25 protein-coding genes are annotated in these 22,938 nt (G+C 45.3%); 4 read left to right on the forward strand and 21 right to left on the reverse strand.

Annotated features, from left to right (window positions below):
• Positions 1 to 32: 32 nt before the first annotated feature.
• The 8 genes from VLG36_04810 to VLG36_04845 form a co-directional block, all read right to left on the reverse strand.
• Positions 33 to 578: a hypothetical protein gene (locus tag VLG36_04810; protein HSW78093.1), complete on the reverse strand. Its 546-nt coding sequence runs from the start codon at positions 576 to 578 to the stop codon at positions 33 to 35.
• Between the two features lie 407 nt (positions 579 to 985).
• Positions 986 to 3,556 (reverse strand): cation-transporting P-type ATPase, encoded by a 2,571-nt coding sequence (locus VLG36_04815; protein HSW78094.1) that lies wholly within the window; start codon positions 3,554 to 3,556, stop codon positions 986 to 988.
• 69 nt (positions 3,557 to 3,625) lie between these two features.
• Complete coding sequence (locus VLG36_04820; protein HSW78095.1) at positions 3,626 to 4,165, reverse strand: GreA/GreB family elongation factor; 540 nt, start codon at positions 4,163 to 4,165, stop codon at positions 3,626 to 3,628.
• A gap of 47 nt (positions 4,166 to 4,212) precedes the next feature.
• A complete protein-coding gene (locus VLG36_04825) occupies positions 4,213 to 4,899 on the reverse strand; it encodes an ABC transporter ATP-binding protein (GenBank protein HSW78096.1) in 687 nt (228 codons plus the stop codon).
• A gap of 10 nt (positions 4,900 to 4,909) precedes the next feature.
• Complete coding sequence (locus VLG36_04830) at positions 4,910 to 6,280, reverse strand: FtsX-like permease family protein (GenBank protein HSW78097.1); 1,371 nt, start codon at positions 6,278 to 6,280, stop codon at positions 4,910 to 4,912.
• A gap of 39 nt (positions 6,281 to 6,319) precedes the next feature.
• Entirely contained in the window at positions 6,320 to 7,333 is a 1,014-nt protein-coding gene (locus tag VLG36_04835; GenBank protein HSW78098.1) for an ATP-binding protein, read from the reverse strand.
• 2 nt (positions 7,334 to 7,335) lie between these two features.
• Positions 7,336 to 8,013, reverse strand: a complete 678-nt coding sequence (locus VLG36_04840) for a response regulator transcription factor (GenBank protein ID HSW78099.1) — start codon at positions 8,011 to 8,013, stop codon at positions 7,336 to 7,338.
• Positions 8,014 to 8,051: 38 nt separating this feature from the next.
• Positions 8,052 to 8,372 (reverse strand): helix-turn-helix domain-containing protein, encoded by a 321-nt coding sequence (locus VLG36_04845; GenBank protein ID HSW78100.1) that lies wholly within the window; start codon positions 8,370 to 8,372, stop codon positions 8,052 to 8,054.
• 78 nt (positions 8,373 to 8,450) lie between these two features.
• On the opposite strand from VLG36_04845, the gene VLG36_04850 reads away from it, so the two are divergent.
• On the forward strand, positions 8,451 to 8,591 hold the full coding sequence (locus VLG36_04850; GenBank protein ID HSW78101.1) for a hypothetical protein: 141 nt from the start codon (positions 8,451 to 8,453) through the stop codon (positions 8,589 to 8,591).
• 1 nt (position 8,592) lies between these two features.
• Here VLG36_04850 and VLG36_04855 read toward each other — a convergent pair whose 3' ends face one another.
• Genes VLG36_04855 through VLG36_04870 form a run of 4 tightly spaced genes read right to left on the reverse strand, consistent with a single transcriptional unit; the run spans position 8,593 to position 11,805 of the window.
• Positions 8,593 to 9,804 (reverse strand): ABC transporter permease, encoded by a 1,212-nt coding sequence (locus VLG36_04855; GenBank protein ID HSW78102.1) that lies wholly within the window; start codon positions 9,802 to 9,804, stop codon positions 8,593 to 8,595.
• Entirely contained in the window at positions 9,797 to 10,720 is a 924-nt protein-coding gene (locus VLG36_04860; GenBank protein ID HSW78103.1) for an ATP-binding cassette domain-containing protein, read from the reverse strand. Before VLG36_04860 ends, VLG36_04855 begins: the two co-directional genes overlap by 8 nt.
• An 18-nt stretch (positions 10,721 to 10,738) precedes the next feature.
• The gene (locus VLG36_04865; protein ID HSW78104.1) at positions 10,739 to 11,233 is read right to left on the reverse strand and encodes a YajQ family cyclic di-GMP-binding protein; all 495 of its coding nucleotides are present in this window, start codon (positions 11,231 to 11,233) and stop codon (positions 10,739 to 10,741) included.
• Entirely contained in the window at positions 11,233 to 11,805 is a 573-nt protein-coding gene (locus VLG36_04870; GenBank protein ID HSW78105.1) for an NAD(P)H-dependent oxidoreductase, read from the reverse strand. The genes VLG36_04865 and VLG36_04870 overlap by 1 nt, the downstream gene beginning before the upstream one ends.
• Positions 11,806 to 11,884: 79 nt before the next feature.
• Between VLG36_04870 and VLG36_04875 the strand changes: the two genes are divergently transcribed.
• Positions 11,885 to 13,045 (forward strand): glycoside hydrolase family 3 N-terminal domain-containing protein, encoded by a 1,161-nt coding sequence (locus VLG36_04875; protein HSW78106.1) that lies wholly within the window; start codon positions 11,885 to 11,887, stop codon positions 13,043 to 13,045.
• Between the two features lie 36 nt (positions 13,046 to 13,081).
• The gene (locus tag VLG36_04880; protein HSW78107.1) at positions 13,082 to 14,218 is read left to right on the forward strand and encodes an AI-2E family transporter; all 1,137 of its coding nucleotides are present in this window, start codon (positions 13,082 to 13,084) and stop codon (positions 14,216 to 14,218) included.
• An 88-nt stretch (positions 14,219 to 14,306) separates the two neighbouring features.
• Here VLG36_04880 and VLG36_04885 read toward each other — a convergent pair whose 3' ends face one another.
• The 3 genes from VLG36_04885 to VLG36_04895 all read right to left on the reverse strand — a co-directional run bounded on the left by VLG36_04885 (position 14,307) and on the right by VLG36_04895 (position 18,147).
• Positions 14,307 to 14,492 (reverse strand): hypothetical protein, encoded by a 186-nt coding sequence (locus VLG36_04885; protein ID HSW78108.1) that lies wholly within the window; start codon positions 14,490 to 14,492, stop codon positions 14,307 to 14,309.
• 130 nt (positions 14,493 to 14,622) lie between these two features.
• A complete protein-coding gene (locus tag VLG36_04890) occupies positions 14,623 to 17,376 on the reverse strand; it encodes an AAA domain-containing protein (protein HSW78109.1) in 2,754 nt (917 codons plus the stop codon).
• Between the two features lie 180 nt (positions 17,377 to 17,556).
• Positions 17,557 to 18,147 (reverse strand): prepilin-type N-terminal cleavage/methylation domain-containing protein, encoded by a 591-nt coding sequence (locus VLG36_04895; protein HSW78110.1) that lies wholly within the window; start codon positions 18,145 to 18,147, stop codon positions 17,557 to 17,559.
• 86 nt (positions 18,148 to 18,233) lie between these two features.
• Here VLG36_04895 and VLG36_04900 point away from each other — a divergent pair, with 86 nt between their 5' ends.
• Positions 18,234 to 18,767 (forward strand): NUDIX hydrolase, encoded by a 534-nt coding sequence (locus tag VLG36_04900; protein HSW78111.1) that lies wholly within the window; start codon positions 18,234 to 18,236, stop codon positions 18,765 to 18,767.
• Positions 18,768 to 18,867: 100 nt separating this feature from the next.
• On the opposite strand, the gene VLG36_04905 is transcribed toward VLG36_04900, so the two are convergent.
• From VLG36_04905 to VLG36_04930, 6 genes are all read right to left on the reverse strand, one after another.
• Positions 18,868 to 19,110, reverse strand: coding sequence for a hypothetical protein (locus VLG36_04905; protein HSW78112.1), 243 nt, complete (start codon positions 19,108 to 19,110; stop codon positions 18,868 to 18,870).
• Positions 19,111 to 19,844: 734 nt separating this feature from the next.
• Positions 19,845 to 20,270 carry an SRPBCC family protein gene (locus VLG36_04910; GenBank protein HSW78113.1) on the reverse strand — a complete coding sequence of 142 codons (426 nt, stop codon included), beginning with the start codon at positions 20,268 to 20,270 and terminating at the stop codon, positions 19,845 to 19,847.
• A gap of 96 nt (positions 20,271 to 20,366) precedes the next feature.
• Positions 20,367 to 20,996, reverse strand: coding sequence for a nucleoside-diphosphate kinase (locus VLG36_04915; protein ID HSW78114.1), 630 nt, complete (start codon positions 20,994 to 20,996; stop codon positions 20,367 to 20,369).
• Positions 20,993 to 21,682 (reverse strand): SDR family oxidoreductase, encoded by a 690-nt coding sequence (locus VLG36_04920; GenBank protein ID HSW78115.1) that lies wholly within the window; start codon positions 21,680 to 21,682, stop codon positions 20,993 to 20,995. Before VLG36_04920 ends, VLG36_04915 begins: the two co-directional genes overlap by 4 nt.
• A 1-nt stretch (position 21,683) precedes the next feature.
• The gene (locus VLG36_04925) at positions 21,684 to 22,265 is read right to left on the reverse strand and encodes a Maf family protein (protein ID HSW78116.1); all 582 of its coding nucleotides are present in this window, start codon (positions 22,263 to 22,265) and stop codon (positions 21,684 to 21,686) included.
• Positions 22,262 to 22,867 carry a hypothetical protein gene (locus VLG36_04930; GenBank protein HSW78117.1) on the reverse strand — a complete coding sequence of 202 codons (606 nt, stop codon included), beginning with the start codon at positions 22,865 to 22,867 and terminating at the stop codon, positions 22,262 to 22,264. The genes VLG36_04925 and VLG36_04930 overlap by 4 nt, the downstream gene beginning before the upstream one ends.
• Positions 22,868 to 22,938: the final 71 nt, after the last annotated feature.

Genomic DNA, 22,938 nt, shown 5'->3' on the forward strand with positions numbered 1-22,938 from the left:
AGATACTAGGATCTTCAATCCTAAGAGCAAAACTACTTATGTACTAGCGCTGTGAGTTTGGCGAGCTTCTCTCGATATGCGTGTTGGTTAAATCGTCCGGGGTAATCGACAAGTTCAGTGTTTAATACGCGGAACCCGGCTTTTTTGAGCGGTTCGGCTGCTATATCGAATACGTTGGATTTTATTAAAATGATACCTGTACTTGATTGTGCTAGTCCGTCTACTTTCTCAATAAGTTGAGGTATTGACTGGCGAATACGCTCTCGGCGCTCCTTTTTAGTAATTTCATGGACTTGTGATTCTTCGAGTGCTTCAATCATGTAAAAACCATCGGACTGGAATCTGCGCAGCCAACTCTCCTTCTGAGACTCTAGTTCAGCTTCCTTTTGGTCAACCGTCTCAGGATAAAGCGCATAAATGGTATTAGTGAAGAGCCGATCATCCTTACGAATACGATCAGCATAATAAAACTGCCTGCTGCTTTGCACATCGGGTTTAGGAGGTGGCGACTCGGCGATAAGAAGGATCTTGATATGATCGGGTTTGTATTTTTGGCGAGCTGTTTCGTATGAACCCATATATATCCATACTACTATAAATAAATTGTGTCGTGCTTAATAAAATTGAGAATCAGGGTTTAAACGGCAGACGATCGTGGTGATGAGCGGCGCGGTTTGTATGCGCAGCTCATCACCATTCAGGATCGTCTACCGACCATCGCTTCTTGCCTGAGGTTCGCCCGACTCCACCCGACCGCTTGTGGACTGGGTTGGACGGTAGGCGCCATCGCTGGTGCCGAAGTTGGTGACGTAGGTTGTTCCCGAGTCCTCGGACGTGTACGGGTCGGGCGTGGGGATGCGTTCGCCACTGAGGGTGGTGGCCGCCGCTGTGCCCGGATCTGTCAGGTCTGGCTTTTTGGGCTGAGACATCGTTCGTCTCCCTGCTCGAAGGAGTTTGGCTAAGCTATCATAACATGAATAATCGACTAAAGCGAATCTGCATGCGCAAATTCACCATATCTACTATTTTTTGCGGTTTGACTTCGTCCAAGAAATCGACGGCCGATGTATTTGTGAACTTCTATAACGGCAATAGGAATAACGAGAGCGATAAGACTAGTAATAGCTAGATCTGGCAACGCGACAGGGCTAACGTGGAGTACGGTTCCAAATGGCGTAAAGATTGCGAAAAGTTGCAATGTTGCAGCAATGGCAAGTCCTGTGTAAAATTTGCCGTTAAAGACGCGCAGACGCATAAACAGTGGTTCATCGTCACTTCTGAGACTAATTGCACTCGCCCACTGCATGACAACGAGCGCAGTAAAAGCAATCGTACGTCCGTAGGCTGCACCATACCAATGCGTGAAGAATGCGTACATGCTCAGTGTCAAAGCGGCCATGGTGATAGCTATAAGTACGATGCGTGATATAAGGAATGCATCCAAAAGTGGGGCGTCTGGCCTGTCGGGGTGACGGCGCATCGTTGAGCGCTCACCTGGTTCCAGACCAAGGGGTATGACCATAGCTGTATCGGTTACTAGGTTGACCCAGAGGATCTGTACTGGCACTAACGGAATTGGTAGCCCGACAACGAGAGCGGCGATAGTTGTAAGAACCTCACCTGTATTTGTAGCAAGCAGATAAACAAGCATGCGACGGATATTGGCTATAATAGTGCGACCCTCGCGCATAGCATCGACGATGCCCTTGAAGTTATCGTTAATAAGAATAATATCGCCTGCATCTTTGGCGATTTGTGCTCCGCTTCCCATGGCAACACCGACATGCGCATTTGTGAGGGCGGGCACGTCATTAACTCCGTCACCAGTCATGGCGGTGATATTGTGTTTTTTAAGAAGTGCTAAAATGCGGTATTTATGGTCAGGAGTTACTCGTGAGAATACGCGGATCCCCTCAATAATCCCCTCTAGCTGTTCGTCGCTCATGACATTCATGTGACGGGCGTCAAAAACTTGATCACGTGAGTGGACCATTCCGAGTTGCCTGGCAATATGATAAGCCGTTTCAAAGTGGTCACCTGTAATCATACGAACACTTACACCTGCCCGGAGTGCAGTCTGAATTGCAGACTTTGCCTCGGGACGCAGCACGTCGGCAACGGCTACAAAACCGTCCAATGTAAGCTTATCTCTTTTGTGTAGCTCACTAAATTCTGTAATTGGTTTTTTGAGTGTAACATGCGCTACGGCAATGACACGGTAGCCGTTACCGGTAAACTTATGAAGCTGCATCGAGGTTTGTTCATGTTCACTTTCGGTAAGGTCACAATGTAACAGTACATGCTCAGGGGCGCCCTTTATGGCTAGGTCATATTCGGCGCCGTTGTGCCACAAGTTGCCACTCATAGCGACCTCTTGATCGAACGGTAGACTAAGGAGCGGTTGATGGTGTGATGGGCTTATATTCTTTGCTTCGGCATACTGCAGGAAAGCAGCGTCAAGAGGATCGCCATGATTATGAGTTGATTGGTTAGCGGCTCGAGCTATAGTGTGCGAAAGTCGACTGTGCGAGTTTTGGTAATGCCATACATCCTGAATAGTTAGCTGATTTTTGGTGAGAGTGCCTGTTTTATCAGTTGCGATAGTGGTAATGACGCCAATTGACTCGATAGACCGCATGGTGCGCACGAGCGCCTTTTTATGAGCCATACGACGCATGCCGAGGACTAAGATAATAGAAACTGCAATTGGTAGATCTTCAGGGACAGCGCTTACGGAAAGCGCTAAAACAAATTGCAAACTGTCGGCGATTGTTGTGCCACGATAAAGCGAAAGTAAGAAAACGACAATAGCGATACCAGCAATTGCAGTAATAATCTGCGAAATGACCTTATCAATCTTTTGTTGAACCGGACTATCCGCGGGAGTGTCTTTGGTAAGTTGGGCTAACCGGCCAAATTCAGTCTCATTACCGGTCGCTATCACAACGGCAATTGCCTCGCCTGAGACGACAAATGAACCTTGGAATAGCATATTGGTTTGTTCGTAAACTTCTTTTTCACCTGATAGCTCAACAGTCTGTTTATCAACGGGTATAGACTCACCTGTTAACTGGGCCTCATCGATGCGTAGGGCGCGTCCGGTAATGATACGTGCATCTGCTGGGATTTTGTCGCCTTCGCGGAGCGTCATAACGTCGCCTGGAACAAGTAGTGTAGAGCTGATAGTGATGTTTTTCTCATCACGCAGTACATCTACTCTTTGCTCTTCGTGCTTGCGAAGTGAACGTAAGATTCTCTCAGTAGAAAAACGTTGTACGTAGTAAATGACGGCACTTACTAATATGATGGTTGAGATAATGACTGCGTCTAAAATGGTGTGGCGAAAAATACTAATAGCTGCCGCTGCAATAAGAATGACCATAGATAGGTTAGCAAATGGCTCTATGATCTTACGCCATATGGATTCGCTTGAGACGCGAATAGAGTTAGGACCGTTGAGACGTAGTCGCTCCTCTGCCTCGCTGATGGCGAGACCGAGTTCGGAAGATTGCAATTCGTCTAGGGTTTGGCGAACCGTTTTTGTGTAATAAAGCATTAGTAGTATTATAGCAAAAACAAAAAGAGTGAAGTGTGGAGCTTCACTCTTTTTTCATGTCGGATAGGGCTACCCTATGCTTACAAGCTGTAGGCGGTTGGTGCGTAGTCCTGAGGACCATTCAACCACGTCCTGTATCTGTTTACCGATGAGGTTTTTGCCAAGCGGACTTTTGATGGAAATGCGTCCATCGCTCGGGTTGGCTTCGATACTTTCTACAATTGTATAGCGCACGATGCGACCACTTGTATCGAGCAGGTCGACAACCGAACCGATAGCCACCTTAATGGCGTCACGCTTGCGTGGGAACAATTTTGCTTGAGAGAGTGCGCGCTGCTTGTCAGCAAGCTCGCTCTCTATAACTTCAATTGCAGCAAGCTGTTCAGACCTAGCGAAACGTTCGTCATGGCCATCGGTTTTGTCGATATCGCGCAGACGTGCGAGCGCCTCTTGCTTCTCGTGTGCTAGCCGTGAAACCGCTTTTTTAAGTTCCTTCATACCTTTTTTGCTGAGATAAATGGTCTTGCGAGAGTTCATGTTCTGTCCTCCTTTTTGTATTAGCGAATGCTTTTGATCGTTATCCGCTACAAGTTCCAGTATGTCAGCCAAACCTGAGGCCATTCTTAAAATTGGGCCATGTTGCTAAAAGCACGACGTTACTTCTTAAGCTTAGAAGGAACGATTTTGCCATCTTTAAGGGTAAAGGTGCGATCGGTCTTCCCGGCAATATCGAGGTCGTGTGTGACAGCCAAGATAGTTGTGTTCTGTGTGCGGGACAGACTGTGGAGGAGGTCGAAGATCTTTTTGCCCGTCTCACTGTCTAGGTTACCGGTTGGCTCATCGGCTAAAATAACAGCCGGATTGTTGGCAAGTGCTCGAGCAATTGAAACACGTTGTTGCTGACCCCCGCTGAGGCGCGCTGGTTTACGAAGCTGCTCGTCAGCGCTTATCCCGACCTCTTCAAGTAACTTCCCTGCTCGTTCGCGTCGTTCGTGAATAGCCTTTACACCACCAAACTCGAGCGCTAACATGACGTTTTCGAGTGCGCTAAGGTTTGGGATTAAGTTGTAGTGCTGAAATACAAAACCTATCTTACGAGCACGGTACTGTGTCTGTTTGCTCGGTGACAGTTTAGCGATATCGATATCGTCTACCATGATATTGCCATCAGTTGGCGTGTCGAGTGCTCCAAGAAGGCTTAACAGTGTCGACTTGCCACTACCACTTTTTCCGATAATAGATGCGAACTCACCCGTCTCCACCCGAAAGCTTACATCGTTTAGGGCGTATACTTCACCATGTGCGGCATTGAATGTCTTCGTCAAATTTTTTACTGCTAACATAAGATTCTCCTTATTCCGTCCTTAGTACTTCTGCGGGGCGAACGCGTGCGATAGCCCAGGCCGGAACGGCGCTACCAACGATGGCAATCAAGATAATGATGCCAACGCTTTCAGCCAAAATCTGTGGGGTTAATGTACTGGTAACATCTTTGACATTACTACCAAGCTGGCTGCTTATGGCGCCAAAACCACCACCGAATGACATGCGCCTTGCACCACCACCTGTCGAAGTAACAGTTTGTGGGTTATTTGAGTTTGTTGAGCTCGAGACGAGTGATTGAGTTAAGGGACCGCTGGTCATAACACCTATCCCAAGGCCGAGGATACCACCTAGGATCGTGAGCGTAAGGGCTTCGGTGACGAACTGAACAATTACTTTTGCGTTCGTACCACCGATCGCTTTAATCACACCGATTTCACGACGACGTTCACGCACGATCATAATCATCGAAAGAAGGATGATGGCAGCTGCTGCAACGCTGGCACCGATCACACCTACAAGCGCGAGGCTCGCAATGCTCTCGAGTGGTTGAAGGCTGTTCTCCGCCTGTTGCTGTTGGCTCGTGATATCTGCCTTATCTCCCAGTGAAGCCTTAAGAGCTGTAACTGCAGAAGCAACGTTGTCGCTACTGTCGATTGTTGCCGTCACATTCGTGACACTTCCTGGTTGGTTTGTGAGGGTCTGTAAAGTTGCGATAGGCATGATGATGCCGTTGTTTTCGAATTTGTTGTCACTCGTAAAGATACCTTTAACGGTGATCGTTTTGCCATAGGCGGTAAAGGTGCTGCCAGCAGAAAGACTGTTCTTTTGTGCAAGCGTCGTACCGACAAGTGCAATAAGATCGCTACTTGAGCCGTCTATGGTTGCACCACTAGTAATCTTATCAGTAGCAACGATAGAGGCAGGATCGCTTGTACCTGTTACGGTTGTACGTGGCGTTGGTGCTGGACGGCTTGTGTCATTAGCACCACCGCCGACGTTCGTAGAAGCACCTGAGCTGCCATCCGCAGATTCAAACCTCATCATGCGCTTACCAAAGCTACCAAGTTCGAGTGATGGCGTTAGGTTGGTGTCGCTTGTACCCAGTTGATCCGTGAGCGTTGAAGCGACACTTTTAACATGTGCCGTTGAAGCTATGGTTTTTATTTGGTCGGCCGTAAGTGGATCGCCGCCACCCATTCCTCCACTAATGCCAGCTGGGTTGATGGTTACCTGAGTTGCGGTCGAGGCCTTTACCTCAGCCACCTTGTTGTTGACGCTAGTTCGGGCGACCATCATTGCTAAGATCAGACTAATGCTGATAGCGAGCATTATGAGGATCGCTCCGGATCGTATGGGGCTACGTAAGGCATTGCGCATTCCCCGGGTTAGTACGTTCATGACGTCTCCTTAATTAGATTTACGTTTCGAGAATATCAGCTATTTCTGATTTTTTGCTTTATCAGAGCTGAAGATTGGCAGTAAGACGCGGAAGGTAGTCACCTGTTCAGGTGCGCTACTAACCGCCAGCTCACCTTTATTAAGTTCAACGATCTTTTTTGCTAAAGCAAGTCCAAGGCCGTAGCCTTTTTTCTCACCACTTGTGCGTGACTGATCAGCACGATAAAAACGATCAAAAATATGAGGCAGTATATTGGCAGGAATGCCCTCACCTTCATTACTAACTGAAAAACCAGCAGTGTCTTTTTGGTTAAGAAGAGTAACGATGACCTTAGAGCCTTCAGGACTGTACTTGAGTGCGTTGTCGAGCAGAATCGTCAGTAGTTCATCAACATGGGTGGATGACGCTATGACAGGACGTGATTTGCCACTCGTAAACTCTATGCGGTTACCGTCCTTTTTACTGAGTCTTTCGACAATCGGCTGAATGGCCATAGGAAGAATAACTTTCCCCTGTTCGATATTGTCATGATCAAGTCGTGAAAGCTGTAAGAGCATGTGCGAGAGGTTGGTGAGCTTATTTACCTCTTCAAGGTTGCTTTCAAGCAGTTCCCGCATCTCCTCTTTTTTAAGTGCTGGGTCACGTAGCGCAACCTCGATCTCGGTCTTCATACTAGCAAGTGGCGTGCGGAGTTCGTGACTGGCGTCGCTTGTAAAGCGAGATTGGGCTTCGTGAGCCTCTTCAATGGGAGTTAGGGTTCGCCTGGCTAAATAGTAGCTACCTATACCTCCGGCAATCCAGATACAGATATTAGTAACAACAAGTGAGGTTATGAGGCTTGCATTCGCCTGCCGTACTTGTACGTCCCTAAAATTGTCGAGCATTGTATGGTTGACGACATAACTAAATCTTGGAGAGTTTTGAACATCGTTAATACGTGCGCCTACTTCATTTGAGGCGATAGAATAAATCACCACACTAAATAACAAGCTGATTGCTATAAGAATAGCTAAATACCAGCTTGTAAGTTTAAGAGTGGCGGATTTAAACACTGCTAGCTTGCCGCCTGTAATTTATAACCAAAACCTCGGACGGTATGAATAAGCTGGGTGGCAAATGGTTGGTCGATTTTTGCACGGAGGTATTTAATATAGACTTCAACAGTATTTGGTAGAATATCGGCGTCGTAATCCCAGACGTGAGCAATAATAAGCTCTTTAGGTAACGGTCGCCCCTGGTTTCGCAAAAGATATTCCAAAAGAGCGAACTCTTTACCGGTTAGCTGGATTGTCTGGTCTTCGCGCTTAACTTCGTATGTAACGGTATTAAGGGTTAGATCGCCAGCCTCAAGGATAGTCGATTGCTGTTCTTTTGGACGACGAAGTAGCGCACGCACTCGGGCAAGAAGTTCTTCGAGGGCAAATGGTTTTATCATGTAATCATCAGCGCCACTATCGAGGCCCTCGGCGCGGTCTTTTACTCCGCTGATAGCCGTTAAGAGTAGTACAGGTGTGTGAATTTTTGTGGTTCGCATGGCTTTTACAATAGCGAGGCCATCGTACTGACCAGGTAACATACGATCAATAATTGCAACGTCATATGGTTCGGTTGTAGCCATTGCATAGCCGTCGTCGCCATCATAAGCCACGTCAACAGCGTAGCTCTCTTGCTCTAGAGCCTTTTTGAGTGCTCGAGCAATTTTATGTTCATCTTCAATCAATAAAATTCTCATATCACATCGTATAGTATCAAGACTGTCTGAGGCTAAACTTAAAGACTGGTGGGAGCGTATTTCTCACCCCACTCTTCCATACTGTGCAAGATTGGGAGTAATCCTTGCCCTTTTTCGGTCAGCTTGTAATCACAACGCGAACCACTTGCAGGAAGTTTTTCAATGATTTCTGCTTGCTCTAGTGATGTAAGTCGAGCAGAAAGTGTGCGAGGGTTAATACCACCGGTCAGATCTTGCAGCTGGCAAAATCGTACCGTTTCTTCGTTTAAAAAGTATCGCAAAAGAAGTGGTGTCCATTTGTCGCCAAGTATATCTGTTGCTGCTTGAACGCAACCAACGGGTTTTGTTGCCGTTTCCATAATTAATACTATACATTGTCTAGCAGTTATAGTCAAACAATCATTGTACTTATGGTTTTGGTGGGCTACACTGAAAACATGACGAAACAACCAATCAAAAAGCCAACCAAAAAAGCGGTAAAAAAGGTTGATTTTGAGCCGAATAAGATGACCTTTGCAGTGGCAGTTTTAGCTGTGGTATGCCTAGTGCTCGTCGCGCTAATAGCTACGCTGTCATAGTCTAAGCTTTTCGACCAAATATTTCTCTTACGCTGAGTTTGCGACTGTATTCAAGTGCACCAAAACGGAAGATTCTTACGCCAATACTTATGGCTAGAATGGTAGTCGCGATTAGAATGGCGATTGATATAAGCGCAGGGACGAGCTGCAAATTGCCAACGGCGTTTCTTAGAAGAAGTGGAATAGGCGCGGTAAGTGGAAAGTAGCTGAGTATCTGTACGATGAGGGAATCCGGCGCGGTTACGAATAATGGCGCGGCGTATAGTGGCCCGAATGTTAATGCCATGACTGCGCCAAAGAATCCGCCAGCCTCTTTAGCAGTTGGCATCGCCGCACCGAGTGTCATTAAGATACCGGTATACATAAGGTAGCTGACAATAAAAATGACCGCTCCTAATGTGATTGCAAGCGGATCAAGCGGAATGGTCGAGAGATCGAAGCTTGGAAGTGCGAGCTGATTTTTAAATGTAAAATAGCCTGCGATGACTGGTACTAAAATAACCACCATCTGAATAAGCGCCAGAACAATTAATGACAGTAATTTACCTACAAGAAGTGTCGTTGGCTTAATGGTTGCAAGAATCATCTCAATGACACGGTTCTCTTTTTCTTCAGTAATACTGGTAAGAATTTGATTACCGAACGTGGCAATCATAAAGTAAAACAATACCAAGAACAATCCTGGAGCAATAAGCTTCAAAAAGCCTTTATCTTGTTGACCGTTAGTGTAGGTAGTTGCGTTATAGTTGACGTGGTTCTGTAGAATGGCAACCAGGCTAGGGTCGGCTTTAGCCGCAACCGACTGTGTTAGCAAGAGGGTTGCAAGGCTTTGATAGCGACTATCATCAAAGATGCCTACTTCCTTGCCATAGATTTGCACCGTTTCTTTATTCACGTTAGCTGGGTAGTAGAAGTATGCATCGATCGCGCCTGACTTAACAGCTTGCTCACCTTGGGTTTGAGTTGTAAATGAGACGGCTCCTATCGACTTTAGGAAACCCGGAGCAATAAGATGTGAGTTGTCTGTCACTCCGACAGTATAATGCTCGTCAGCAAGGCTCTTGCTTTGAGTGTCGCTTGCCTTATTAGAAAAATAAACGACTGCGCCAATAACACCCAAGATAACAGGCATGGCGAGAGCAGCCATCCAAAAGCTTCGTTTCTTAAGTGTTCGTGCAATTTCAAATCGAACGACAGTGCCTAAATTATGCATGGTAGCCCTCCTCTTTTGCGGCTGCTCCGTAAATATCTACAAAAATGTCATCCAGCGATGGGCGCTTAAGTTCAAAGCGAACACAAGCTACTCCCGCTGTGGTAAGTGATCGCTGAATAGCAAGGAGATCACCTTTCGGCTCTAGAGTCGTTACCTTACCTTCTTTACGCTGAATGGTGTAGAGCTTGTCATTAGCAGGTACCGTTTGATCGGATACGATCTCGAGTATTTTACCGCCAAATTGTTCCTTTACTTCATCGATCGTGCCGTAGAGTCTGCTTTCACCGTCTTTTAGTAGCAAAATACGGTCGCAAAGTCGTTCAACTTCTTCCATTTGGTGAGTAACAAAAATAACGGTCGCGCCTTTTTGTTGATGCTCCTCAACGATGCTCATCAGAAGGCGTCGGTTTACAGGATCGAGGCCTTTAGTTGGCTCGTCCAAAATAAGTAGATCCGGTTCGTTCATAACCGCGATGCCGAGTTGTACTTTCTGTTGCTGTCCGCCAGAAAGCTTATCAAGACGAGTCGTAGCTTTGTCGAGGAGTTCAACTCTTTTCAGGTAGGTTAGCGACCATTGCTCTGCCGCGCTATGTGACAAACCCTTCAATCGTCCAAAGTAGGTCATTGTATCGAGGACCCTTTCTTTTTTGTAGAGTCCGCGCTCCTCGGGAAGATAGCCAAGCTTAACATCACCGTCTACTGTATAAGGTGCTCCATTGATTGTTAGTATGCCGTCGGTCGGTAAATAAATACCAAGCAAAGCTCGAATAGTAGTTGTCTTACCAGACCCATTACTACCTAAAAAGCCAAATGTTTCACCTTTTCGAACATTGAACGATAAATCTTTAATAACGGTGGTTTTACCAAAATTCATACGAAAATGGTCAATACTAACAAGAACCGGATTACTTTTCATGCTTCTCATTTTATCACGCTAGCGGTAATTAATAAATTGCAGTGGGAAGTCGTAATCGCCACCTCGCAATAACGACATGACTTTTTGCAGTTCATCTTTACTGCTGCTAGTTACGCGCACTGCGTCACCCTGTATTTGAGATTTTACCTTTGGCACCTCTTCACGCAATTGCTTAGCAATCGCTTTGGCATTTTCCTGTGAGAGCCCTTGTTTGAATGGAATTTCCCAGGTCGTTTTGAGATTACTCTCGACAGGTGTTTTAGATAGGTCGAGAACCTTAGCGCTGTGTTCACGAGCGGCTAGTTTCTTGCGGATAATATCAAGGATCGTATCGCATTGCCATTGGTTTGCGCCTATGACTTTAAACCCTGTTTTATCGCCAAGCCACTCAATTGTAGCAGGCGTACCCTTAAAATCATATCGTGTTGCTATCTCACGTTCGGTGCCGGCAAAAACGTTATTCATCTCCGCTTTATCGTACTCAGAAACAATATCGAATGAGAATGTTGCCATTACGCCTCCTTTTTTTCGCGTGCTGTTTTTAACATGTCGGCAAACCAAATGAGTTCTTTGTATAGTTTTCCCAGTGAAGTTTTGTAGCGCTCCGAAAAATCAGGTTGGATCTCACCCGTCGTCTCATTAAAAATGTTTTGCACATAAGGAAAGTACACATCCCAGCTCATAACAACAAGTCCCGTCTCGCGAACGGCAGGCACAAGAGACTCAACGGCTCGCGTGCCTCCCCAGTTTCCGTCGCTTACACCTGCAAATGCGACAGGTTTGTGGTTGTAATTAGCGAGCTCGCTGTCGAGCATACGCTTGAGACTACCTGGAAAACTGTGATTATATTCTGGTGTTACCACAAAAAATGCATCGGCTTTTTTCGTTATCTCTGTATAGCGAGGATCTTTGCCCTCGGGGTCGTTGCCGTCACCTTCAAGATGGAGTTCGGTTGGATCAACGAATATGATTTCAATGCCTTCTAGTTGGCGACCAAATTCAGCTACAAAGTGTGCTGCGTGGATTGATCGGCGCTGTTTACGGGTGGTGCCGGCTAGAACAGCTATCGTGAGTGGTTGATGCATAAATTCCCTCCTTGGTATTTATCATTAGTATAGCAAATCATGCTTTTATGGTGAGATTATAAGGGTATACTAAGTATATATGAGACGAGCATGGATAATTATGAGTGTTCTTGTCCTGCTTGCAGCTACGTCTTTATGGTATTGGTATGGTCACCAAACTGAACAAAAACCTAACCCTTCGGTTGTGCAGGGCACAAAACAGCCTCAACCCACTCCGCCCTCTCTTGTTGACATGCGTCTCTCGCAAATGTCACTTCGTGATAAAGTGGCAAGCCTTCTTATAACGAACGTATCAGGAACTGACGCTGGCCTACTTGGGCAATATGCGGACACTAACAAACTCGGCGGAGCTATTTTAATGGGCGAGAACATTCCCGCGACAGATACGCAACTTAAAGCGGAAACGGCCGCTCTACGTGGAGGTGATGTGCAGTTTCCACGGCTGGTAACAACTGATGAAGAGGGCGGAACAGTTAAGCGCCTACCGGGTGATATGTTTCCAAGCGGACTTAATCTTAAGAATAAAACATCTGCTAACGTACAAACTGCATTTGATGAGCGATCGACAATGGTACAGTCGGTGGGTATCACTCTCAACTTCGGTATTATCGCGGATGTTACGAGTAATCCAAACTCTTTTATTTATGAGCGCACTCTTGGTATAACGCCTGAAGTAGCTGCAGACCATGTGGCTGCGGCTGTGGAGGGATCAAAAGGTAAAACACTCTCTACGCTTAAGCATTTCCCTGGCCACGGTGAAACAATCGATAATTCTCACATTATAATTCCTACGATCAACGTGTCGTACACCGACTGGCAGATGAAAGATAAAATACCATTTGCAGCTGGAATTGCGGCTGGTGCAGATGTTGTGATGGTCGGTCATCTCCGTTACGCAACCGTCGATGATCAGCCAGCAAGCTTGTCTAAGAAGTGGCACGACATTCTACGAAATGAACTTGGATTCAAGGGTCTGATAGTTACCGACGCTATGGGTATGCTGCAGAATTCGGGTGAGTCTATCTATCAAGACCCTGTGCAGAATGCTGTTGCAGCGTTAAATGCTGGCAACACAATGTTGCTCTATGTTTTTGATACCACTACTCGCATCGATCCGAATATTCTTATTGATGGCATCGTGGCTGCGGTCAAAAACGACACTCTCAATGAAGCACTTATAACTAGCGATGCGCGACTCGCACTGACGACTCGAGCTGAAAGCGCTAGCTTAGTGAAGTAAACGTAGATTTAAGAAAGATGCTATAATAACGCCATTATGAGAACAAGAATAGAGATCGACACGAAAACATTTGTGCGCTTTTGGTTGGTAGTAATTGGATTTGCATTTGCAATTCTTGCCATCTATAGTGCACGGACGGCTCTCATCTTGCTTGGAATTGCCTTCTTCCTTGCAATGGCCCTTAACGCACCGGTAACATATCTTGCAAGGTACTTGCCTGGTAAAAGTCGTGTTGCAGGTACGGCTGTAGCTTATATATTAGTTGTAGCTATTCTGGCTGTGTTTGCCTTTTTGATCGTTCCACCTATCGTGCAGCAAACAGTTAAATTTAGTCAAACAGTGCCGAGTCTTATCGATGGTGCAACTTCGCAGTGGCATGGGCTAAGTGATTTCGTCGCACGCTATAACCTACAGCCACAAGTCGATAGTATAGTTGCATCTCTAAAGCATAGTGCTTCTGCCTGGACTTCTGATGCTGGACGTAATGTAGTGCTTGGTCTAGGGTCTGTTGCTTCTACGCTTGCCTCAGCAGTACTTGTACTTGTGCTTTCGTTCTTAATGCTCGTAGAGGGCCCAATGTGGCTTGAGCGTATTTGGGGTGTCTATAACGATGAAGAGCGTATGAAGCACCATCGTCAGCTCGTTCACCGCATGTATACAGTCGTAACAGGCTATGTCACTGGTCAGCTAACGGTCTCAGGCATTGGCGCGACTCTTGCTGGACTTATGGTATTTATCTTAAGTTTGTTTATTCCATCCGTTCCAAGCAACCTTGCGCTTCCGACAGTTGCCATCGCCTTTACGTTGTCTCTTATCCCTATGTTTGGTGCAACAATCGGCGGTATTATCGTGGCACTACTGCTTATATTTAATAATCTAACGGCTGGAATTATCTTTGCTGTATACTTCATCGTCTATCAACAGATCGAAAATAATTTCATTTCACCAACTATCCAGTCGCGTAAGCTAGAACTTTCCGCTCTTACGGTATTAGGCTCTGTCACGATTGGTTTGTATGTATTTGGGCTTGCCGGTGGTATTATTTCCATCCCAATCGCGGGTTGTGTCAAAGTGCTTCTGGAAGATTATTTGGAACGTGCCAAGAAGAATCGCCAAAGAAGCGAACGGCCGCTTAATAAGCTAGTTAATAAGCTCCGCATCGAATCGGAGTAACCTGAAAAGAACGATACCCCGCCTGGCTTACGCCTAGCGGGGTATGTTCGTACTGCAGGTGTGGCTGTGCCACGATGAGTCTCGCCTCCTACGTAGTAGTCTCAGTCGGTTCGGCTTCTCCCGTCGGGGTTTGGGCGGCCTCTGCCGCCTTTCGCTCCCAGCGGGTTTGGTCGGCTGCATTGGCCTGACGTGACTTTTCGGCCAGTCCGAGGTACTTGTCGACGTGAGATCCAGGCTTGTTGTGCTGCCGCTTACGACGACCCTTGAGGGACATATCCCCCACCTCCATGCTCGTACGAACAGTAATCTTATGATATCACAAGAGCCCTTGAAACACTTTTTAGTATAGGTATACGCATTCGAAGGCTCCCATGTTGTGGCTGTACTCCTCTCAGAGCTCTGTGTTAAGAAAGGGTTTGCAAGACGTTTAGTTCTATCTCTCGCGGATCCGAGATAAGCTTATGTACGGGTACCCTTAAAACGTCCCAGCTATTCTTGTTGAGATATGCATCTCTTCGAGTATCTTCAAATACAGGCAGACCTCCTACGATTTCATGTTGACTACCATCCAATTCTATCGCAACTTTTTTAATGTCATTAATAATTGCGAAGTCTACCGTGAAACGACCGTCGACTACGTATTGAGGTTCAATGGTAAATTCTGTAGGGACTGTATTTTTGAGTAGATGTAATAACTGTTTCTCAAAGATATTCATTGGACGATTGGGAGTGTTCTTGTGATCACTGTCGCTGACATGACTGCAGTACTCGGCAATGTCCTTCAATTTTGAACTACTTTTTAATGCGAATTTATTGTCGCCTACAATAAGCAAGAGCTGCTTTGCTCTTGATATGGCCACGTTCAGAATTTGTTTATTCTTGACATACCAAAAGTCAGATCCTCCATCTCCATCTTTGGCGACTACCACTGAAAAGAGAAGTATATCAACTTCAGAACCCTGGAATTTATGAACAGTAAGCGTACGAACGTTGCGTAATTCTTCTACGGAAAATCTTTTTGCTAACTCTTCGACAATGATATCCCGTTGCTTGGAGTATGGTGTTGCTATACCGATAGTTAGACCTTGCTCGTTGGCAACGGGCAATAGCCGTTCTATGATCTCAAGAATGTAGGATACCTCACGGCGATTATATTTGCTACCTGTCTTATGTTTGTATGTAGCTCCTTCAACGTCAACCCAGTATACCCCGGGAGCGATATCCTCAGGTAGAGTCATCTCGGGCTCGCGAATCTTTAGTTTGCCGCCATAAAAAACACTACTGAATAAGTTTGCTATAAGTGCATTTGACCGGTAGTGATTCTTTAGCTCCTGTTCAGGTTCCTTAAGTGCTTTTTTTGCAGAACTAAATAAAGATGTGTCCGTGTACCGTACGAGTGCAGGATAAAAACGCTGGCTATTCATCTGATGTTTCTTGGCGAGCTCTTCTTCGAGAGTTGGCGTGATACGTGCGATGTGACTAAGCTGGTTTTCATCCCCTACAATTACCGCTCGCTTCGCTCGATATAGCGCAGGTGCTGCCGAGGAAAGATCGATCTGCGACGCCTCATCGAATATTACGTAGTCAAATATATTTGGCTGAAGGGGAAAGGTTGCCGCAAGTGATTTCAGCGTACAAGACCATATGTTCATTGCACTTAACGCGGTATGAATATATTTTTCACTATCGTCTTGCTTATGTCCGTATATAAACTTTTTATTTTGTATTGCGTCTACATAAGCAACAAGATCTCCGTAGAGACCATTTCCAAGGATTAATTTTAAATAGTTTGCCTTAACATATTTCTGACTCATGTCTACGTGCTGCATTTTAAGTTTGTCAACTTTTTTCATTACCTCGTGGCCAGATCGACGACGACGCAAGAGGGAGCTAATTAGTTGAGTGGGTATATCGAGGCTGTATTTGCCTAAAAGTCGTATTGTTTTCGGGTACGAACCTAGCTGGTCTTGTTGCGTTAACAACCACTCGAGTCCCTTATAGTAAGAACTAGTGCGCTTGATGTAGTTACCTTCTCTTTTGATCTGTTTCCACTTCTTCTCAATCGGTTTAAATGGAAGATCTTCGGCAAGTGACGCCTGTTGGTCGTTATACCGTGCCACCATCGCTTCAAGTCGGCGGCCCAAGTCTTGTCGGACATCTTTTTTACCGGTCTGCATTATGAGGTTAGCAAAATCGTTATTGATACGCTCGTTGACCACTCGAACTGCTTCGCCCGTATGACTTACGAAGAGTACCTTTTTATTTTGCAGAAACAAATTAATAATTAAATTGGCGATGAATTGGCTTTTTCCGGTACCGGGTGGTCCCGTTACGACGGTGTGATCGCTACCGAGAATGTGTTGGATGGCTCGTAATTGATACTCATCATATAGAAAAGGGAGTGTGGGCGTTATACTTTCGTAACTACTGGAGCTTAGATTATCAATATATTTTAGTGAACTTGTGTCTAAATCTTCTTTGGTTGCAAGTTTTTCGAGATCGTTAAGAACGTGGAGATTGTAGACTGTGGCATCACTTGCATAGACTATGGCTTTGTTGTAAACAACGGTTCCGTCGTATGGGTGTATGGTTGAGACTGGTGAGAGCGCTTGCGGGTGTATTCCCTCTATAAGGTTCAAATGGGTTTCTTTCTCTAATAGATACAAAACGGTATCAAGTTTTGAAGTCTTGTTTGCCTCAAAGACGGCCTTAATCTCCGTATTGAGTGCTACTATCTCGTCTTGATTAAGGCCTAATTTCTCAAACGCAGCACTTCCAAGAGACGGTATTGCTTCGGCACGTGAAAGAGTAGCGCCGTTAGATTGTGTGACTACCTCAAGTCGTATGATAAAAAGAGGAGCAACTCGATTTTCTTTTCTACTAGCATCGTAAAACATTAACAGAGGATATCCAAAGAAGACGTCTTGACCCTTAGACTGAGATTGAATGAGAAGTTCAGCGGTCTTCCCTTTTTCTAAAAAGTAATCTGTATTGCTAGGACTAAAAATAAAAGGATCAAATTTCCCTTCGAATAATCGTGCGCGGACCCGATCTTTTATGGCGAATGAGCCATTTTTAATGCCGAAGCTCTGATCGAGCGCACCTTCGGATTTAATGCAGTCGCGCCAATAAGCTATCACTGATTGTAGAGAATTCATTACTTAAGCATACCGTACCATACGCTCAATTTTACCATCTCTTTGACCGATGATGATGATATTTTTCGTATAGTCAATACCGATACCGACGTCTCAAAAGTACTTATTGCTATGGACCGTACGGCTGTGACCGCTCCCGTTATACCCCCCAGAGCCACCAAACCACCACAATCACATATATTATGGTGATGGTTGATTTTGACCGCCTGCAACCGTGTGAAGTGTCCCATCGCTTGTTCGCCACCAGAAACGGTAGCCAACACAGACCTCACCAGGATTGAAGCATGTCCAGTGTCCAGCAGAGGCATCGAGTGCTGGGTCGATTATGGAGACCCAACCGATCTTGCCATTTTGTGCATGTCCAGACTGAGTCCAGGCGGCCTCCTCCTCAATTGAGTTTGCAGCCCCTGATGTGTCGTATGGCGATATCAGGAGCTTCGCCTTTACGCCATCAGCTGCCATATTTTGGATAGGCCAAACACCTGTCGAATCTGCCAGTCCCATCTGTCCCCAGGTAGCTGACTTGGGGTAGGTACTATTGTCGGTATTGTACAGTTCGACTGCACTTTGTAATTTTTGGATTTCGTCATTGAGCGCTGCATCTTTTGCACGGTTCTGGACGCCGTTGTAGGCCACGATGACGATCGCTGCAAGTATGGCAATGACGACGATAACAATTAAAAGCTCGACGATTGTGAAACCGCGTGATTTTGAATTATAGCGTGATGCCCATTTCATCTGCCATCCATTATGAAGCATTCTATTAGTCATACTGTAGTGCAATGGTCAACAGTTTTTATGTACATTGTATTAAAGGTAAAAAGAATTCTATCTGTTAGGCGTGGTAGAATAGAGGCATGCATCAGCCTATTCGAGAAACAGCACGTGGAGTAATTATTCATGATGGCTTACTTCTATTAATACGACGAACCAGACAGAATGTTGAAGGAGGTATCGATGACTGGCTCTCTATACCGGGTGGCGGGCTAGAACCGGGCGAAACACCACAACAAGCTGTCGTTCGTGAGCTAAAAGAAGAACTAGGGCTGACCGTGCGGATTGATAGTTTTCTGGCGACTCAGGATGTTCTATCAGATGAATCACGACATAATTATTTCCTCTGTTCGATTCTTACAGGAGAACCACATATTATGGAGCAGAGCGAAGAATACGAACGTATGCAGGGCAAGATTCCAAATACGTATACTGTCGCATGGACAAATTTAAAAAGCCCCGAGCTACCAGGCAGGTTGTTCTGGGCATACGCGGAAGCATACATCCAGTTTAGACCGTTTGTCAGCTCGGGCATTGCTGCGGCTCTTTCTCTGCTTACTAGCGGAGATGCTTCGGCGCCTAAGACGGTTCAGAACTTAGTGGCGCTGCTTGACTAGAAATAAAAAGAACCCGATAGACATCAGGATCAGATTGTTTTTTATAGAATTAGGACGGCACGTGCGACACGGAGTGGTTGTCACTCCGTGTCGCACTATCTCAGGACTGCTTAGAGTCGAGCAGCGCGTCCACTTCGGCACGGTAAGTGCCAGTGGACGCGACAGTTGCGTTCTTTGGCAGAACGCCTGTGATTTTAAGGAAGTCGACGATGCCTTGCCAGTCCTCGTCGCTGCGGGTTGCAGCGTAGTCCGTGATTGCGGTGGGCAGAAGTGACATGAACTCAGGGGTCTGCATCGCCTTGCGACGCGAGCGCTTCAAGAACGCGTCAAGTATGGAAGACATCTCTACCGTCCTAATTCTATGATAGTATCACCAACTGTGAAGTGGTGGACTCAATAATTATTAAATCATATTATATCGATTATAACAAGTTTTGAATCAAGTTAAGCAAGATACCTTCGGGTTTTTATGGTGTAAAGGTCGTGAGAGATAAAAACGTCTTCGTTTGAGTGTTTTCTCGATGTTTCTTGGCTATTTAGACTTAGGTTCGATGTGCGTAGAGACTTTCGCTGCATTCTTGCGTTCGATTGATTGTTTGGTAATCTCCAGACTACATTCCATATGCTCCTGACAGTAGATGGCACACTCTTTAGCGATCTCTTCATCTTCGTAATGAAGGTAACATACAGGACATTCGCACGAAGTTTTTGTATCATATCGTTATTATAGTAATAACGTTGGCATGCATGGGACGGTTAATAATCCTGAGTAATTGCTCTAGTTGGGCAAAGCTAGACGGGTATATTCTAAGACCGTTTATTTTTTATGATAATCTACGTATATGACTCAATTGCAATCGAAAATTATAAGTGGTAGTTGTCTTGTTCTTTCGGTTCTTATTACTTATCTATCATATAACTTTGGCTTTTCCAGGGCCATTGCAGGGGAAAGTATCAATATTCGGATACCTTTATGCACCTTCATTGTTTCTGTAGGATTTGTGCTTGCAGCCATTATCGTACATCTTAGATTCAGGACGTAATTAGGCTTGGCCTATCTTTATTTTGCTGCTACTCCTAGTTTTCTAGGAGCTTCTTTATGCCCTGTAGAATCATGTTCCAGTTTTTCTCTGACTGCTCAGTGGCTTCCTTCGATATATTGTTTTCTTGTTTTATAGTAAGGGTTGTTGGGCCGTTTGTCTCAGACAGAGTGTATGTAAGTGTACTGTAGTTTTCAGGCTTGTCTTCACGACCGCTCATAGGGCTAAAGTAGGTGGCTTTTAAAAGTTCATTTGGCTTGATCTCAAGAATAGTTCCCTTGTCCTCATATTGCTTACCTTCCCACTCACCCCGATAGTTAAGTTGTCCGCCAACCTTCCAGTCGGAGACAACCTCTGCTCCGAACAAGTATTGCTTAACTAGTTCAGGTTTCGTCAGTGCTTCCCAGACCTTCGCGGCTGGGACATCAATTATTACTGTGGCGTTTGCCGTACGTTCATTCATAATTCATTTTTCTCCTACTTGTAGTATACGATATGCTGAGAAGTGAACCAATTGTATGAGGAATGTAGTCAACCATAGCGACGCGGGTTATCTATATTATTTGCTAAAATCGGTATGGTTGCGATCAATGCACTGAGCAATTATGTTAATTTCTCGACACGCCTCAGAAGGATTATCACTACCATGCAGTAAATTGTTATAGTTGTGTATCCCAAACTTCCCCCTAAGGGTGCTCGGATCTGCGGCTTGTTCTATGTTCCAGCTTCCAACCTGTTTCCTCCAAGTCTCGGTCGCTCCTACTTTATCAGATGATAGAACGAGGCCAATCGTCGGACCGGCCGTCATAATACCAACAAATTCCGCCCATCGATTTGGCATATGCAAGTCTTTTTCGGGTGGACGCTCTTTTTGGTCCTGTTTAGCTTTACCTATGTAGAATTCATCGATAGCGATAAGGTCGAATACGAACGAGAACTTTAGCAGTACGTTTAAATCTACGATGTTACGCTCTAGCGTCTCTTCGGGACTGCTTTCTATGAGCTCTGCTTTCATGGAATTCGCAATATTTGGCCTTATCATAGCAAGCGTAGCCTTGTTTGACAGGATTAATTTGATTAATTGGTCATCCCTCAGGAGTTCAAGGACGTTATTGGTGGGTGACGCAATAGACTTTGGCTGCGGCCGATCGGGAGTGCGGGGCCTTGATGTATCGTCTATATTCTTCATGCCTGCTGTCCAGTATTTCTCGAAAGGTAAGCACCACCGTCATAATCAATGAGGCTTCCTGTCATATTCAGTTGTTTATTATTGATCATGAAATTGAGTAGGACGATAAGGCCTTCAATAGGTTCGGCAATGGTTTTTTGAACGAGATACCGATCGTAATAAGCGGTGCTACTTGAGTTGGTGCTAAACGTTGGCCCGAGTCGTATGGCATTAACGGTTGTATGGGGTGCAAGTTCGACTGCTAGGATCTTTATTATATCTTCGAGCGCAAGCTTTGACAATGAATATGAACTGAAGTCTCTTTTAGGATGAGAGATACCCGAATCTCCGAATGCAATTACTTGAGAAGAAGGGTTCAATCTAATATTTTTGCATATGTACGCGAGTGACAAAGCGTTGCATTGAAAATCTTTGCAATATTGATCTAAAAGTTCATTAAGACCCACGGCGTCGGAAGTGTATGTTGAAGAGAAAAATACGACACTATCGAATGCAATGCCCGAAACCTCTTTAGTAAAAGTACGTAGACTATCCTTATTGCTTAGGTCTACTGAAAATGTATGAGCGTCTTGATTGGCATGGCGAAATGTTTTATATACAGTACATCCATCACTCTCTAATTGCGTAAGAAATCGCTTAGCAATCTTTGATCCTCCACCGATGACGAGTATATTTGAAGAAACCATTCTACGCTCTGTAATCTAAAAGTCTTAAGTTTTTTCTGACGATTTCCATAGGAAGCCCCATCGCTCCCGTATATGATCCCTCGAAACTTTCAACAAGGGTAAAGCCTGGTGCGTCTAAGAAAAAGCCAAGACCAGCATTACGAATGGTAAAGTCGTTGCCTTCTAGAAGCTTTCTGATGGTCTTTTCGTCAAAATCGATATAACTAATTGAAGTAGCGCATACATTCGTTATTGTTTTTCCGCGATATGTCATCGCGACACCTGTCATTGCTCGGATTGTTTTTCCAGATTGAAGCAAGCATAGCTCAATGGCCTCCTTGGCTGAGCTTGGCTTGTGAAGCCGACGACCATCGGGTAATAAGGTGAGGGTATCGGCGGCAATAACTAGATCATTTTGATGTCCGCTCCAAACGGCTTCTGATTTTGTCCTTGCTAATATTGTAGCGATCTGTTCGTCGCTTTTATCCTGATGTGATGCTTCTATATCCCGTTCATCGACACTCCTTACGTGAATCTCGAATGGTAAACCTGAGGCCTCCAGAATCGTTTTTCTTAACCATGAGTTCGAAGCCAGTATAATCATAATAATCCTTCATTGTTTCTATGAAATTCTGATATTGCACTATACTCCCAAGGATACTCCACGTAAGGCTTCTCATCGAAGTTGATACGGACTCCAAATCCGTCAGGTTTGATAACAGATGCTATCCTCCAAGGGCAGTCCTTGGGCGTAGGGTAGCGCATCCATTCTAAAACACCTATGTGTATTTTCGACGTCAGATGCATACTCTTCAATCTGGTCGCGAGATATTTCTGAACTGTCGCAACGGCCCTGCCCGTGTGGTATGGACCATCAATTATCCAAAGACTCAATCCTTGATTTAGCAATTGTTTGATGCTATTAATTGATTTACCGTCTAGACCTTGTACGATGTCGACGTACTCATTTGGGGTTCCCAGATCTTGATATGTGGCACTAATGCTGAACGAAGCAAACGGAAGGCTCGCTTCTTCAAATGACGCTCCCACTAAGCGCGTGGGTATCCACCCACCCCTTCCAACAGCCACGAGGATTGCTCCACCAGGTGTTTCTTGCTGTATGCTGTCAAAAAGTAATCGTGCGTGCATGTGAACTTCGGGATAATCAATCCAGTATCGAGATTTTTCTTTGAATTCTTTACCCATGGCTTCATACTACCTCATTAAGTTTATTTACTGTATCGATAGGGCTCATGTCTGACGTGTCTAGTACGATG

The sequence above is a fragment of the Candidatus Chromulinivoraceae bacterium genome (assembly GCA_035478595.1).
Taxonomy (GTDB): Bacteria; Patescibacteriota; Saccharimonadia; order Saccharimonadales; family Saccharimonadaceae; genus CAMLKC01.